The following is a 13421-nucleotide window of genomic DNA, read 5'->3' as shown; positions in this document are numbered from 1 at the left end:
GCCCGGTCCCCCGCAAAGAGCGCCCCCTGTGGGCGCTTTTTCCATTGCGCGATCATCCAACCATGGTGGGCGCCCTCAGGCGCACCGTCACGACTTTCGAACAACAAGGAGACCCATGCAGCCATCCGACCTACCCGGCCCCGGCCCGCGCGACCTTCGGCTGCCCGGCAGGCTGGTGATGATCGGCCTGGGAAGCATCGGCCAGGCCGCCTTGCCCGTGCTGCTGCAGCGCGTCGGCGTGCGGCCCGAGCGCATCACCGTCATCCACGCCCATGCCGCCGAGCGCGCCGTGGCGCAGCGCTGGGGTGTGGCCTCCCATCAGACGCCGCTGGCGCCGGACAACCTGGACGCCGTGCTCGAGCCCCTGCTGGCGCCGGGTGACTTCGTGCTCAACCTCTCGGTGAATGTGGCCAGCCTGGCACTGGTGCGCTTGTGCCGGCGGGCCGGCGCGTTCTACCTGGACACCTGCACCGAGCCCTGGGCCGGCGTGTACGACAACCCCGAGCTGCCGCCTACCCGCCGCAGCAACTACGCGCTGCGAGAGGACATGCTGCGGCTGCGGCGTGAACTCGGTCCCGGTCCCGCGGCGGTGATGACCCAGGGCGCCAACCCCGGGCTGGTGTCGATCTTCGCCAAGGAAGCGTTGCTGCAGATGGCACGCGAGACCGGCCTGCAGGCGCGCACGCCGGACAGCCGCGAAGCATGGGCGAGCCTGGCCCGCAGGCTGGGCGTGCGGGTGATCCACGTGGCCGAGCGGGACACCCAGTCGGCGACGCGCCGCCGGCTGCCGGACGAGTTCGTCAATACCTGGTCGGTGCAGGCCTTCATCGACGAAGGTCGGCAGCCCGCCGAGCTGGGCTGGGGATCCCATGAGAAGCATTGGCCGGTCGATGCGATGCGCCACGAGGGCGGCTGCGGTGCGGCGATCGCGCTGGCCCGGCCGGGCCTGTCCACGCGGGTGCGTAGCTGGACGCCCCTGCAGGGGACCTACCACGGCTTCCTGGTCACCCATGCCGAGTCGATTTCGCTGGCCGACTACCTGAGCGTGGAGGACAACGGCGCCCTGGTCTACCGTCCCACCGTCCACTACGCCTACCACCCGTGCGACGACGCGGTGCTGTCCATCCATGAGATGGCCGGCCGGGAGTGGGCCGAGCCGGCGCGCACCCGCATCCTGCGCGACGAGATCGACGGCGGCATCGACGAGCTGGGCGTGCTGCTCATGGGCCACCCCAAGGGTGTCTACTGGTTCGGTTCCCGCCTCGCCATCGAGCAGGCGCGGTCGATCACGCCAGAGAGCAACGCCACCTCGCTGCAGGTGGTGGCGGGCATCCTGGGCGGCATGCAGTGGGCCTTGCGGCATCCGCAAGCCGGCGTGGTCGAGCCGGAGGACCTGGATCACCGGCTGGTGCTGGACGTGGCGCGCCCCTACCTGGGCGAGCTGGTCGGCAGCTGGGGCGAATGGAACCCGCTGCTCGGCCGGGGCCGCCTGTTCGACGAGCCGATGGACACCAGCGACCCCTGGCAGTTCGTTAACTTCAGGGTGTCGTAGGCGCCGGGCTCAGTGGTGATGTCCACCCTCGCCGTGGACATGGCGATGGGCGAGTTCCTCGGCGCTGGCCGGCCGCAGCCCGGCGACCTTGATCGCCAGCTTGAGGGTGTGCCCGGCCAAGGGGTGGTTGCCATCCAGGTGCACGGTGTCCCCCTTGATCTTCGCCACCGTGTAGGGGCGCGGCAGACCGTCGGGCCCGGGCAGCTGGAGCTGGCCGCCGACCTTCACGCCGGGAGGGAACTCGCGCTTGGGCAAGGTGCGCACCAGGGCCTCGTCGCGCTCACCGAAGGCGTCGGCCGCCGCCAGCACCAGCGAGACCTGGTCGCCGACCTGGCGGCCGTCCAGGGCCTGCTCGATCTTCGGGAAGGTGTTGTCATACCCCCCGTGCAGGTAGGCCATGGGCTGCTTGCCGTCCTGGATCAGCTGCCCCTTCTCGTCACTGATGCGGCAAAGCATCGTGACCACCGTGTCTTTTCCGATTTGCATCGCGCGATTTTGCCCGCACCGCCCGGGTCGCCCGCAGGGGACCGCCCGCCGCGGCTACAGTCGCAGCCTCATGCAGGAAAGCCAAACCCCTCCCCGCCAGGCGCGGCCGCAGCGCCGACCGGCGCGTCCGCAGCGAGACGTGCATCCGCTGCTGCAACGCTTGTGGGAACTCCATCCGCGCCTGTTCGGCGCCCGATTCCGCCCCTTGAAGATCGGCATCTTCGAGGACCTCATGACTCGCCACCCGGGCGCGTTCGAGAAGGACCAGTTGAAGGCCGCGCTCGCGCAGCACGTGCGCTCCACCCGATACCTCGAGAGCGTGGCTAACGGGGAGGACCGCTGCGACCTCGATGGTGAACCGGTCGAGCCCGTGGCCCTGGAACATGTGCAGCACGCGATCCTGGAGGTGTTCCGCCGCCGCCAGTCGCAGGGCCGGGGCGAAGCCTCGCGCGGCTGGGCCGTGGCTCGGCTGGCGCAGGCCGTTCAGGCCAGTGGGCTGGCTCGCGAGGCCTACCTGGAGCGGGTGCGCACGCAGGACACCACGGCCCTGGGGCTGCTCGACGAAGCCTTCGGCCAGGTGGCGGCGGAGACCGCAAGGCGCGAAGCCCTGGTGCGGGCCTACCGCGCGAGCGGCAAATCGCCGGAAGAGTTCGCCGAGATGTACGGGCTGGACGTCGCCGTCGTCCGGCAGGCGATCGGCGAGCCTTCCGGCGCCTGAGGTCATCCGGGCGTCGGCCGGCGCGCAGCGGATCTCGCGCGGCCGACCTACAGCCCGCCGGGTCGGCGCGGGACTACAAAGGACGGCTAACCGCCGGAGTACCCCCTGCCATGAACCCCCTGCTCGAGCGCCTGTCGCCCTCCGCCACCAACCTGATCCGCAGCGACCATGCCCATGTGCTGGCGTCGTTCCAGCAATACCTGCCGAGCAGCGCGCCGCGGGTCAAGCAGGGCCTGGTCAACACCGTCTGCCTGGCCCTGGAGGTCCACGCCCAGCTGGAAGAGGAGATCTTCTATCCGGCGGTGCGCTCCGTCGGTGACAGCGAGTTCCTGAACAAGGCGGTGCCCGAGCACAACGAGATGCGGCGCCTGATCACGCAGCTGCGGGCCATGGATCCGAGCGACGCCAGCTACGACGACACCTTCATGGAGTTGATGCGCGATGTCATGCACCACGTCGCCGACGAGGAGACGAAGGTGCTGCCGATCGCCGAGCGGCTGCTGGCCGACCGGCTGGGCGAGCTGGGTGCCCGCATGACATCGCGGCGCGTGCAGTTGATGGCGCCGCGCACCGGTGACATGGCCACCAACATGGTCCGGGCGATGCCGGCGACGTCGATCGCGCTGGCGGCCGGGCTGATGGCTGGCGGCGTGCTCTTGGGCAATCGCCTGCTGTCGGGCCGCGACGGGGTTCGCGCGCGCACCCACAGGCGCTGAGGAGCCGGCCGTGCAGGATGTCCCGCGCCAGCGGCAGGCAGGGCGCCGCGCGCCGCAGGCGCCGAAAGGCCAGGACCAGCCGCCCGAGCGTCGCCCCGACCCGGTGAGCCCGACGAACGGCGCCGAGGTGCATGTGCCGGAGCCCGGCCCCGAAGAGGCCCGGCGCGATCGGGGTGGCGACCGGGTCTGGGACGACCGGGCCGGCTGACCCCCCGTCGTGCGCCGCCAGGCGCCTGCTAGTCGCCGGCCTGCAGGTGCTTGCCCACCAGTCCCGCAATCTCGAACATGGTCACTTGCGGTTTGCCGAAGACCGCGCGCAGCTTGTCGTCGGCGTTGATCGCCCGCTTGTCCTTGGCGTCCTGCAGGCCGTTGGCCTTGATGTAGTCCCACAGCTTCTTGATCACTTCGGTGCGAGCCACCGGCGCCGCACCGACCACCGCCGCCAGTTCCGGGCTGGGCTTGAGCCCGGAGGCGGCCGTGGTCTTGCGCGGCGCGGCCTTGCGTGCCGGCGCGGCCGTCTTGGCAACCGCGGTCTTCTTGCCGGCCGCCGTCTTGGCCGCGCGTGCCACCGGCGTGGTCGCCTTGCCCGGCGCCGCCTTGCGGGCAGCGAACTTGGCTGCCGCACCCTTGCGGGGCGGGAACTTGCTCTCGCGCTGCTCGAACTCGAAATTCACCTTGCCGGCTTCGGCGTCCCACACCAGGAACGCCTTGAACGAGCGCCGGGTGCGGGTGGAGACGAACTTGTCCAGCAGGTCGGTCTTGCCGGTGGTCAGCAGCTTGTGCATCTGCTCGCGTTCCACCGGCTGCTGCAGGATCACCTGGCCGCTCTTGAAGTCGCAGCTGGGCGTGGCCTGGGCGGCCGTGGGCACGCTGCGCTCGCACACGTAGTTCTTGCCGAACTCGAACACGCGGGCGCCGCACTTGGGGCATGGCCCCAGCGGCTCCTGGGCGGTGAAGTCGACCAGCTCGCCGGTCTCGGACGGATCGGCCTCGTCGCCGAAGTCGAACTCCAGCTTCCAGTTGCGTTCCTCCTCGCTGTACTTCAAGGCGATCTCGGCGGTGAAAGGCCAGCCCGCCTTGGAGCGAAAGCCCTCCAGCGGGCCGATGCGCTTGTCGCGCAGGAAGCGCTCGACCTCGTCGAGCTCGAAGGCTCGCCCGGCCGGCATCTTGGTGAACGAGAAGCCGCACGCGTCCTCGCCCGAGCCGGAGCGGCCGGTGCACGTGTAGCGGCGGTAGTTCTCGCGCACGATGCCGCCGCAATTGGGGCAGGGTGTCTTGAGCGTCGCGTAGTCGCCGGGCACGGTGTCGCGGTCGTACTCCTTGGCCTTCTTGACGATGCGCTGCGTCATCTCGGCGATCTGCTGCATGAAGGCATCGCGACTGAGCTGGCCGCGTTCCATCTGCGCCAACTTGTATTCCCACTCGCCGGTCAGTTCGGGCCGGGAAAGCTCCTGCACGTCCAGGCCACGCAGCAGCGTCATCAGCTGGAAGGCCTTGGCCGTGGGAATCAGCTCGCGGCCTTCGCGCAGCATGTACTTCTCGTTGATCAGGCCTTCGATGATGGCCGCTCGGGTGGCGGGTGTGCCCAGGCCCTTCTCCTGCATGGCCTCGCGCAGCTCCTCGTCCTCGATGTGGCGACCGGCGGTTTCCATCGCGCCCAGCAGCGTGGCTTCGCTGTAGCGTGCCGGCGGACGGGTCTTCAATCCCTTGGGCTCGACCGTCTGCGCCAGCACCAGCTCGCCGGGTTTCACCGGCACCAGCGTGCGGCTGTTCTCGTCCCCCTCGACGTCGGCCTCCTTGCCCCAGATGGCCAGCCAGCCGGGACGCACCAGCACCTTGCCGTCGGCGCGGAAGCTGTGCGCTTCGACGCGGCTGATGCGCGTGGTCACCAGGTACTCGGCGCTCGGGAAGAACACCGAAAGGAAGCGCCGCACCACCAGGTCATAGAGCTTCTGTTCGGCGTCGGACAGGCCGCTGGGTGCCTGCAGCGTCGGGATGATGGCGAAGTGGTCGCTGACCTTGCTGTTGTCGAAGATGCGTTTGCTCGGCTTCACGTAGCCTTCGCTCAACGCCTGTTTGGCGAATGGCGCGAGGTGGCCCATGCCGCTGCCGGAAAGCATCTTCATGGTGTCCTTCACGGTGGCCAGGTAGTCCTCGGGCAGCGCGCGCGAGTCGGTCCGCGGATAGGTCAGCGCCTTGTGCCGTTCGTACAGGCTCTGGGCCAAAGCCAGAGTGGTCTTGGCCGAGAAGCCGAAGCGGCCGTTGGCCTCGCGCTGCAAGGAGGTCAGGTCGAACAGCAGCGGCGAAGCCTGGGTGGTCGGCTTCGATTCCTCGGTGGCGGTGGCCTTCTTGCCACGCACCGCGTCGGCGATGGCCTGGGCCTCTTCGCGCGACCAGAGGCGGTCGGCCTTGAGCTCGGCGTCCTCGGCGTTCTTCTTCCACTTCGGGTCGAACCACTTGCCGGGGTACTCGCCCGCCTCGGCGGCGAAGCTCGCGTGCACTTCCCAGTAGTCGCGGCTGATGAACTTGCGGATCTGCTCCTCGCGCTCGACCACCAGCGCCAGCGTGGGGGTTTGCACCCGGCCCACGGTGGTGAGGAAGAAGCCGCCGTCGCGCGAGTTGAAGGCGGTCATGGCCCGGGTGCCGTTGATGCCCACCAGCCAATCGGCTTCCGAACGCGATCGGGCGGCATGCGCCAGCCCCTGCATCTGCTGGTCGCTGCGCAGCTTGTCGAAGCCGTCGCGGATGGCCTGCGGCGTCATGGACTGCAGCCACAGCCGGCGCACCGGCTTGCCCAGGGGCTTGCTGCCGCCGGCGTACTGCTCGATCAGCCGGAAGATCAGTTCGCCCTCGCGTCCCGCGTCACAGGCATTGACCAGTTCGCCGATGTCCTTGCGCTTGGCCAGCTTGACCACCGCATGGAGCCGGCTCTTGGTCTTGTCGACCGGCTTCAAGTCGAAGTAGGGCGGGATCACCGGCAGGTGCGCGAAGCTCCACTTGCCCCGCTTGACGTCGAACTGCTCGGGCGCCTGGATCTCCACCAGGTGGCCCACGGCGCTGGTGACCACGTACTGGTCGTTCTCGAAGTAATCATCGTGCTTGTCGAATTTGCCCACCGTGGGCGTGAGCGCGCGCACGATGTCCTGCGCGACCGACGGTTTCTCCGCAATGACGAGAGTCTTGCTCATGCTTGTGTCTTGGTAAGTCCCGGATCAGAGCTGTCCGGGCAGTGGCTTGTTCCTACAATCCCTGCTCTCGCGCGTGTACGCGCACGCGCATGTGCACACATTCAACTTATCAGAGTTTCCACAGATGGCAGCAAGAGACGGGCGTCCGAACCCGAGCACGACGGCAGGGGCGAGGCGGCCGCATCCGGCCCCGGGTCGCAAGATCCAGGTGCGCAGGTCGGGGGTCCATGGCAAGGGCGTGTTCGCGGTGCAGGATATCGCCGAAGGCGAGACCCTGATCGAGTACGTGGGCGAGATCATCAGCTGGGACGAAGCCCAGCGGCGCCATCCGCATGATCCTGATGACCCGAACCACACCTTCTATTTCCACGTGGACGACGACCGGGTCATCGATGCCCTGCATGGTGGCAACTCCTCGCGCTGGATCAACCATTCGTGCGACCCCAACTGCGAAACCGACGAGCAGGATGGCCGCATCTTCATCAAGGCCCTGCGCGACATTCGCGCGGGTGAAGAGCTGAGCTACGACTACGGGCTGATCATCGACGAGCCCTATACCCGCAAGCTCAAGGCCGAATACCCCTGCTGGTGCGGTTCGCACAACTGCCGGGGCACGCTGCTCGCGCCCAAGCGCCGTCGCTGATGCCACCGCAGCGCTGGCCGGCCGAGGCGCTGTGGGAGGACATGGCGCCCGCCCTGCCCGGCTTCACCGTGGAGGTGCTGCCGGAGATCGACTCCACCAATTCCGAGCTGATGCGCCGCGCTCGCGCCGGACGGTCTGAAGCGGTGCTGCTGGTGGCCGAGCGCCAGAGTGCCGGCAGGGGCCGCCAGGGCCGGACCTGGCATGGCCAGCCGGGTGCTGCACTCACCTTTTCGCTGGGTTTGACGCTGGCGCCCGGCGACTGGGCGGGCCTGTCCCTGGCGGTGGGTGTCACCCTGAGCGAAGCGCTGGATCAGCGCATCGGCCTCAAGTGGCCCAACGACCTGTGGCTGCTGGACCGCAAGCTGGCCGGCATCCTGGTCGAGACGGCGGGCGGAGGCAGTGGCACGGCCCAGCGCTACACCGTGGTCGGCGTAGGGATCAACCTGGCCGCCCCTGACGGCGCCGGATTGTCCACCGCGCCAGCGGGCCTGCGCGAGGTCTGGCCAGACGCCGGACCTGGCGAGGTGCTGCTGCGCGTCGCCCCGGCCTTGGCCAAGGCGCTGCAGGTGTTTCAGGCGGAGGGCTTCGCGCCTTTTCGCCCGCGCTACCTGCATCGCGACGTGCTGCGCGACCGCCACGTGGTCCTCAGCGACGGCCGCACCGGCACCGCTGCCGGCGTCGACGAACGCGGCGGCCTGCTGGTGCATACTGCGGCGGGCCTCGTCACGGTCACCAGCTCGGAGGTGAGCGTGCGCCCCGATCACAGCGCCTGAGGCCGCCCACCTGCCAGCCATGTTGCGTACCTTCGTCCTGCTGCTGCTGCTGCTCAACGCGGCCTGGTTCGCCTGGGCCCAGGGGCTGTTGCGGCCCTGGGGCCTCGGCCCGGCAGAGGTGTCCGAACCCTACCGGCTGGAACAGCAGGTGCGCCCCGAGCTGCTGCGCGTCCAGCCCCGCGCCGAATCGGCTGCCGCCGTGCCACGTCCGCCGGCCCGCGTCCAAGGAGAAAGCCAGTGAGCATGAAGCTGTACTACGCACCCGGGGCCTGCTCATTCGTGCCCCACGTCCTGCTCGAGTTGATCGGCGAGCCCTTCGAGCCGGTCATGGTCAAGCTGCACAAGGGCGAACAGAACGAGCCGGCCTACCGCGCCGTCAACCCGCGGGGCCAGGTGCCGGTGCTGGTGGACGGCGGCGAAACGATCACCCAGATCCTGGCCATCGTGGGCTACCTGAACGACCGGTTCCCGCAGCACGCTTTCCTGCCCACCGAGCCGCTGCCTCGGGCCCGGGTCATGGAGCGCCTGGCGTGGTTGAACAACACGGTCCACACCACCTTCACCCACGTCTTCATGCCGTACAAGTTCGTGGATGAGCCCGAGGCGCAGCGACAGGTGAAAGCCTTCAATGTCAACGTGTACCGCGGATTGCTGCAGGACCTGGAGGATTTCGCGACCCGGGTGATCGGCCAGGGGGAGCCGTGGCTGGGTGGCGCGCGGGTGGGCCCGCTCGACGCGTACGCCCTGACGGTGCTGCGCTGGGGCGGGCTGGGCGGTATCGATCCGACCGGCTTCCCCACGCTGTGGACCCAGGCCAACAAGCTGGCCGTCCATCCCGCCGCCGCGCGGGCGATCGAGCGCGAGCGGCTGCAGCTCAATCTCTACAGGCCCGGCTGAGCGACCTGCGTCCTTTCATCGTCGCTCGCCAGGCGAGCCTCAGGCCGCGGGAGCAGCCCAGGCTTCCAGGCCGATGGTGATGACGGTGGCCACCGCGTCGCCCACCTCGGCCCTGAACTCGGCTTCCACCTGCGCGACCGCCAGCCGGAACGCCTGCAGCCAAGCCTCGCCAGCGGCCGTGAAGCGCACCAGCTTGGCGCGGGCATCTGTCGGGTCCGGCACCCGCACCACCAGGCCCCAGGCTTCGCACTGGGTGACCAGGTCGCCCATCGCCTGCTTGCTCATGCCCGCGCTCTGTGCCAGATCGGTCAGGCGGGAGCCCGACAAGGCCAGGTGGCGCGTGATATGGATGTGCGCCGCCGTCACCTGTCCACGCGCAGCCAGGTTGGACAGCGCCAGCGGCACGTCCAGATCGTGAGCCATCAGGTGCAGCACGCGCTCGTCGAAGCGGCGCGACGCAAGGCCGAGCAGGCGGCCCAGGTGTGACGCTCGCCAGCCGGACTCGAAGGGTGTTTCCATCGCGGCAAATCGTAAGGCAAACTGACCAAAAACTGGAATGGATTACAGGCAAGCTGCGCTTACAGTACTGGTCAGGCATCCAGGCGCCACCCCCGGAAACCACTGGATGAACACACGCAAGTCACTGATCCACAAGGAGAAAACCATGGACGCACAGGTCAAGGGCAGCAAGGTCGCCGGAGCCGACAACGAGAAATCCAAAGCCCTGCAGGCCGCGCTGGCCCAGATCGAGAAGCAATTCGGCAAGGGCACGATCATGCGGCTGGGCGAGGGCGAGAAGATCGAGGACATCCAGGTCGTCTCCACCGGCTCGCTGGGGCTGGACATCGCTTTGGGCGTCGGCGGCCTGCCGCGCGGGCGGGTCATCGAAATCTATGGTCCGGAGTCGTCGGGCAAGACCACCCTCACGCTGCAGGTCATCGCCGAGATGCAGGCCCAAGGCGGCACCTGTGCCTTCGTCGACGCCGAACACGCGCTGGATGTGCAGTACGCCAGCAAGCTGGGGGTTAACCTGCCTGACCTGCTGATCAGCCAGCCCGACACCGGCGAGCAGGCCCTCGAGATCGTCGACAGCCTGGTGCGCTCCGGTGCCGTGGACCTGATCGTGATCGACTCGGTCGCCGCCCTCACCCCCAAGGCCGAGATCGAAGGCGAAATGGGTGATGCCTTGCCCGGCCTGCAGGCCCGGCTGATGAGCCAAGCGCTGCGCAAGCTCACCGGCACCATCAAGAAAACCAACTGCATGGTCATCTTCATCAACCAGATCCGCATGAAGATCGGCGTGATGTTCGGCAGCCCCGAAACGACCACCGGCGGCAACGCGCTCAAGTTCTACGCCTCGGTGCGCCTGGACATCCGCCGCACCGGCACCATCAAGAAAGGCGAGGAAGCCATCGGCAACGAGACCAAGGTCAAGGTGGTGAAAAACAAGGTCGCTCCCCCCTTCAAGACCGCCGAGTTCGACATCCTGTTCGGCGAAGGCATCAGCCGTGAAGGCGAGATCATCGACATGGGCGTGAACGCCCGGATCATCGAAAAGTCCGGGGCGTGGTACGCCTACCAGGGGGAGAAGATCGGCCAAGGTCGAGACAACTCGCGCGAGTTCCTGCGCGAGAACCCCGAATTGGCCCGTGAAATCGAGAACAAGGTGCGCGAACAGCTCGGCATCCCGCTGCTGCCGGCGGACGCCGAACCCCAGGCCGCCTGATCCCCGTGCCGCAGGAGCCCTCGCTCAAGGGACGGGCCCTGCGCCTGCTGTCGATGCGCGAACACTCCCGCGCCGAACTCGAACGCAAGCTCGCCAGGCACGAGCAGGAGCCTGGTCAGTTGCAGCGCGCGCTGGACGAACTCCAGGCCAAGGGCTTCATCGACGAGCAGCGGGTGCTGGAGTCGGTGCTGCATCGCCGCGCAGGTCGCCTCGGCGCCCTGCGCATCCGCCAGGAGCTGCAGGCGAAGGGCCTGGCTGCCGATCAGGTGAGCCAGGCCCTGGCGCAACTCAAGCCGACCGAACTGGCCCGGGCGCGGGAAGTGTGGCGCAAGCGATTCGATGGGCCGGCAGCCGATGCAGCCGGGCGCGCTCGGCAGTCGCGCTTCCTGGCCGCCCGCGGCTTCGGAGCCGAGGTGATCCGCCAGGTGATCGGCGGCCATGCAGACGACTGAGGTTGCCCGGCCGTCCTCGCTCACACACCCAGCATCAGCCGCAGGTTTTGCACGGCGGCGCCACTGGCGCCCTTGCCCAGGTTGTCCAGCCGCGCCACCAGCACGGCATGGTGGTAGTCCATGTTGGGGTAGACGCGCAGCTCCAGCTTGTTCGTGTCGTTCAGCGCCAGGGCGTCGAGCTTGCCGTTCTCGGTGGGCGGCTCCACCGTGACCCACTCGCTGCCGGCGTAGTGCCGGGCCAGCGCCTCGTGCAGGTCCTCGGCGGTGGGCGCGCCCGGCAGCAGGTCCAGGTGCAAGGGTAGTTGCACCAGCATGCCCTGGCGGAAATTCCCCACCGAGGGAATGAAGATCGGGCGGCGGGTCAGGCCGGTGTACTTCATGATTTCGGGCAGGTGCTTGTGCTTCAGGCCCAGGGCATACAACTCGAACGCGGCGGCGCGGCCATTCTCGTAGTCCTCGATCATGGCCCGCCCGCCGCCCGAATACCCGCTGACCGAGGGAAGCGCCAGCGGCCAGTCGCGCGGCAGCAGGCCGGCATCCACCAGCGGCCGCACCAGCGCGATCGCTCCAGTGGCGTAGCAGCCGGGGTTGCTGACCCGGCGTGCCTGTCGCACCGCCTCGCGCTGCCCCGGTGCCAGCTCGGGAAAGCCGAACACCCAGCCCTCGGAGGTGCGGTGCGCGGTCGAGGCGTCGATGATGCGCGGCCCGCGGCCCTGGCTGCGCTCGATCTCGTCGATCATCGCGGCCGATTCGCGCGCCGCGTCGTCGTGCAGGCAGAAGATCACCAGGTCGACGCCGGCCATCAGTTCGCGCTTGGCGGCGGGGTCCTTGCGCCGGTCCGCTGCGATGCTCACCACCTCGACCTCGGGCAGGCCGAGCAGCCGCTCGCGGATCTGCAGGCCGGTCGTGCCTGCTTCGCCATCGATGAAAACTCTTGGCATGTTCTTGTCCAGAAAACGGTTGACCCGCCAATGTATGCCAGCGGGGGGAGGTGAGTGGCCCCATGCTACAGTCGCGGGCTGCTATTCGGCACCCGGTCCCCGGCTTGCCTCAGCCATGCGCCGGGCACTCCCCCCAAGTTTCCCCAGAGAACCCTCATGAAGATTCACGAGTACCAAGGCAAGGAGATCTTGCGCAACTTCGGCGTGCCTGTGCCCCGCGGCATCCCCGCGTTCACGGTGCAGGAGGCGGTGGAAGCCGCGCAGAAGCTCGGCGGCCCGGTCTGGGTCGTGAAGGCGCAGATCCACGCCGGTGGCCGTGGCAAGGGGGGGGGCGTCAAGGTGGCCAAGTCCATCGAAGATGTGAAGCGTCTGGCCGGTGAGATCCTGGGCATGCAGCTCAAGACCCACCAGACCGGCCCCGAGGGGCAGAAGGTGCGGCGCCTCTACATCGAAGACGGTGCCGATATCCAGAAGGAGTACTACGTCTCCGTGGTCACCGACCGGGCCACCCAGAAGGTCGCCTTCATCGCGTCCAGTGAAGGCGGCATGGACATCGAGGAGGTCGCGCACGCCACCCCCGAGAAGATCATCAAGGTGTACGTCGATCCGCTCACCGGCCTGACCGATGCGCAGGGCCAGGAGATCGCCAATGGCATCGGCTTGCCGGCGGAGTCGACGGCGCAGGCGGTGGACGTGTTCAAGAAGCTGTATCGCTGCTACATGGAAACGGACGCCTCGCTGGTCGAGATCAACCCGCTCAATCGCGACAGCAAGAACCACATCGTCGCGTTGGACGCCAAGTTCAACTTCGACTCCAACGCGCTGTTCCGCCATCCTGAGATCGTCGCCCTGCGCGATCTCGATGAGGAAGATCCCGCCGAGATCGAGGCCAGCAAGTTCGACCTGGCCTACATCAGCCTGGACGGCAACATCGGCTGCCTGGTCAACGGCGCCGGCCTGGCCATGGCGACCATGGACACCATCAAGCTGTTCGGTGCCGAGCCCGCCAACTTCCTCGACGTGGGTGGTGGCGCCACGCCCGAGAAGGTCACCGAGGCCTTCAAGATCATGCTCAAGAACCCCAAGGTGAAGGCCATCCTGGTCAACATCTTCGGCGGCATCATGCGTTGCGACACCATCGCCACCGGCATCATCACCGCGTGCAAGGCCGTCAACCTCAACGTGCCGCTGGTCGTGCGCATGAAAGGCACGAACGAGGAACTGGGCAAGAAGATGCTTGCCGAGTCGGGCTTGCCCATCATCAGCGCGGACACGATGGCCGAGGCGGCGCAGAAGGTCGTCGCCCAAGTGAAGGCTTGAAGGAATTCC

14 protein-coding genes and 1 pseudogene are annotated in these 13421 nt (G+C 68.1%); 11 read left to right on the top strand and 4 right to left on the bottom strand.

Annotated elements, in window-relative coordinates; all coding sequences use genetic code 11:
* Window positions 1–115 precede the first annotated feature (115 nt).
* A complete protein-coding gene (locus tag JI739_RS12835; protein WP_201684312.1) occupies window positions 116–1552 on the top strand; it encodes a homospermidine synthase in 1437 nt (478 codons plus the stop codon).
* Between the two features lie 9 nt (window positions 1553–1561).
* On the opposite strand, the gene JI739_RS12830 is transcribed toward JI739_RS12835, so the two are convergent.
* Complete coding sequence (locus JI739_RS12830; protein WP_201684311.1) at window positions 1562–2038, bottom strand: FKBP-type peptidyl-prolyl cis-trans isomerase; 477 nt, start codon at window positions 2036–2038, stop codon at window positions 1562–1564.
* 70 nt (window positions 2039–2108) lie between these two features.
* Here JI739_RS12830 and JI739_RS12825 point away from each other — a divergent pair, with 70 nt between their 5' ends.
* The 3 genes from JI739_RS12825 (at window position 2109) to JI739_RS12815 (ending at window position 3680) form a co-directional block, all read left to right on the top strand.
* Window positions 2109–2756: a ProQ/FINO family protein gene (locus JI739_RS12825; protein ID WP_201684310.1), complete on the top strand. Its 648-nt coding sequence runs from the start codon at window positions 2109–2111 to the stop codon at window positions 2754–2756.
* A 110-nt stretch (window positions 2757–2866) separates the two neighbouring features.
* Window positions 2867–3472 carry a hemerythrin domain-containing protein gene (locus JI739_RS12820; RefSeq protein WP_201684309.1) on the top strand — a complete coding sequence of 202 codons (606 nt, stop codon included), beginning with the start codon at window positions 2867–2869 and terminating at the stop codon, window positions 3470–3472.
* Between the two features lie 10 nt (window positions 3473–3482).
* On the top strand, window positions 3483–3680 hold the full coding sequence (locus JI739_RS12815) for a hypothetical protein (protein WP_201684308.1): 198 nt from the start codon (window positions 3483–3485) through the stop codon (window positions 3678–3680).
* A 28-nt stretch (window positions 3681–3708) separates the two neighbouring features.
* On the opposite strand, the gene JI739_RS12810 is transcribed toward JI739_RS12815, so the two are convergent.
* A complete protein-coding gene (locus tag JI739_RS12810; protein ID WP_201684307.1) occupies window positions 3709–6660 on the bottom strand; it encodes a DNA topoisomerase III in 2952 nt (983 codons plus the stop codon).
* Window positions 6661–6784: 124 nt separating this feature from the next.
* On the opposite strand from JI739_RS12810, the pseudogene JI739_RS12805 reads away from it, so the two are divergent.
* From JI739_RS12805 to JI739_RS12790, 4 genes and pseudogenes are all read left to right on the top strand, one after another.
* Window positions 6785–7294, top strand: a pseudogene (locus JI739_RS12805) (SET domain-containing protein); the annotation flags it as partial.
* An 8-nt stretch (window positions 7295–7302) separates the two neighbouring features.
* Window positions 7303–8076: a biotin--[acetyl-CoA-carboxylase] ligase gene (locus JI739_RS12800; protein ID WP_201684305.1), complete on the top strand. Its 774-nt coding sequence runs from the start codon at window positions 7303–7305 to the stop codon at window positions 8074–8076.
* Window positions 8077–8095: 19 nt separating this feature from the next.
* Complete coding sequence (locus tag JI739_RS12795) at window positions 8096–8317, top strand: hypothetical protein (RefSeq protein ID WP_201684304.1); 222 nt, start codon at window positions 8096–8098, stop codon at window positions 8315–8317.
* 2 nt (window positions 8318–8319) lie between these two features.
* Complete coding sequence (locus tag JI739_RS12790) at window positions 8320–8973, top strand: glutathione S-transferase family protein (protein ID WP_236589598.1); 654 nt, start codon at window positions 8320–8322, stop codon at window positions 8971–8973.
* 39 nt (window positions 8974–9012) lie between these two features.
* Here the strand turns inward: JI739_RS12790 and JI739_RS12785 are convergent, their stop codons facing one another.
* Window positions 9013–9492 carry a MarR family winged helix-turn-helix transcriptional regulator gene (locus JI739_RS12785; protein ID WP_201684302.1) on the bottom strand — a complete coding sequence of 160 codons (480 nt, stop codon included), beginning with the start codon at window positions 9490–9492 and terminating at the stop codon, window positions 9013–9015.
* Between the two features lie 145 nt (window positions 9493–9637).
* Between JI739_RS12785 and recA the strand changes: the two genes are divergently transcribed.
* Complete coding sequence (recA, locus tag JI739_RS12780) at window positions 9638–10699, top strand: recombinase RecA (protein ID WP_201684502.1); 1062 nt, start codon at window positions 9638–9640, stop codon at window positions 10697–10699.
* Between the two features lie 5 nt (window positions 10700–10704).
* Entirely contained in the window at window positions 10705–11151 is a 447-nt protein-coding gene (recX, locus tag JI739_RS12775) for a recombination regulator RecX (RefSeq protein WP_435531604.1), read from the top strand.
* 20 nt (window positions 11152–11171) lie between these two features.
* On the opposite strand, the gene argC is transcribed toward recX, so the two are convergent.
* Window positions 11172–12092: an N-acetyl-gamma-glutamyl-phosphate reductase gene (gene argC / locus JI739_RS12770; protein WP_201684301.1), complete on the bottom strand. Its 921-nt coding sequence runs from the start codon at window positions 12090–12092 to the stop codon at window positions 11172–11174.
* 156 nt (window positions 12093–12248) lie between these two features.
* Here argC and sucC point away from each other — a divergent pair, with 156 nt between their 5' ends.
* Window positions 12249–13412, top strand: a complete 1164-nt coding sequence (gene sucC / locus JI739_RS12765; RefSeq protein WP_201684300.1) for an ADP-forming succinate--CoA ligase subunit beta — start codon at window positions 12249–12251, stop codon at window positions 13410–13412.
* Window positions 13413–13421: the final 9 nt, after the last annotated feature.

This window comes from Ramlibacter aurantiacus, from assembly GCF_016722895.1.
Classification (GTDB): domain Bacteria; phylum Pseudomonadota; class Gammaproteobacteria; order Burkholderiales; family Burkholderiaceae_C; genus Ramlibacter; species Ramlibacter aurantiacus.
The sequence above is the reverse complement of the archived record's forward strand: the minus strand, read 5'-3'. Positions and strand labels throughout refer to the sequence as shown.

What these genes read in the sequence shown, in the direction of transcription:
- JI739_RS12835 (WP_201684312.1), top strand. Translation starts at nt 116, where the DNA reads ATGCAGCCATCCGACCTACCCGGCCCCGGCCCGCGCGACCTTCGGCTG.
- JI739_RS12785 (WP_201684302.1), bottom strand. Translation starts at nt 9,492, where the DNA reads ATGGAAACACCCTTCGAGTCCGGCTGGCGAGCGTCACACCTGGGCCGC.
- JI739_RS12825 (WP_201684310.1), top strand. Translation starts at nt 2,109, where the DNA reads ATGCAGGAAAGCCAAACCCCTCCCCGCCAGGCGCGGCCGCAGCGCCGA.
- JI739_RS12795 (WP_201684304.1), top strand. Translation starts at nt 8,096, where the DNA reads ATGTTGCGTACCTTCGTCCTGCTGCTGCTGCTGCTCAACGCGGCCTGG.
- JI739_RS12820 (WP_201684309.1), top strand. Translation starts at nt 2,867, where the DNA reads ATGAACCCCCTGCTCGAGCGCCTGTCGCCCTCCGCCACCAACCTGATC.
- recA (WP_201684502.1), top strand. Translation starts at nt 9,638, where the DNA reads ATGGACGCACAGGTCAAGGGCAGCAAGGTCGCCGGAGCCGACAACGAG.
- JI739_RS12810 (WP_201684307.1), bottom strand. Translation starts at nt 6,660, where the DNA reads ATGAGCAAGACTCTCGTCATTGCGGAGAAACCGTCGGTCGCGCAGGAC.
- argC (WP_201684301.1), bottom strand. Translation starts at nt 12,092, where the DNA reads ATGCCAAGAGTTTTCATCGATGGCGAAGCAGGCACGACCGGCCTGCAG.
- JI739_RS12830 (WP_201684311.1), bottom strand. Translation starts at nt 2,038, where the DNA reads ATGCAAATCGGAAAAGACACGGTGGTCACGATGCTTTGCCGCATCAGT.
- sucC (WP_201684300.1), top strand. Translation starts at nt 12,249, where the DNA reads ATGAAGATTCACGAGTACCAAGGCAAGGAGATCTTGCGCAACTTCGGC.
- JI739_RS12790 (WP_236589598.1), top strand. Translation starts at nt 8,320, where the DNA reads ATGAAGCTGTACTACGCACCCGGGGCCTGCTCATTCGTGCCCCACGTC.
- JI739_RS12800 (WP_201684305.1), top strand. Translation starts at nt 7,303, where the DNA reads ATGCCACCGCAGCGCTGGCCGGCCGAGGCGCTGTGGGAGGACATGGCG.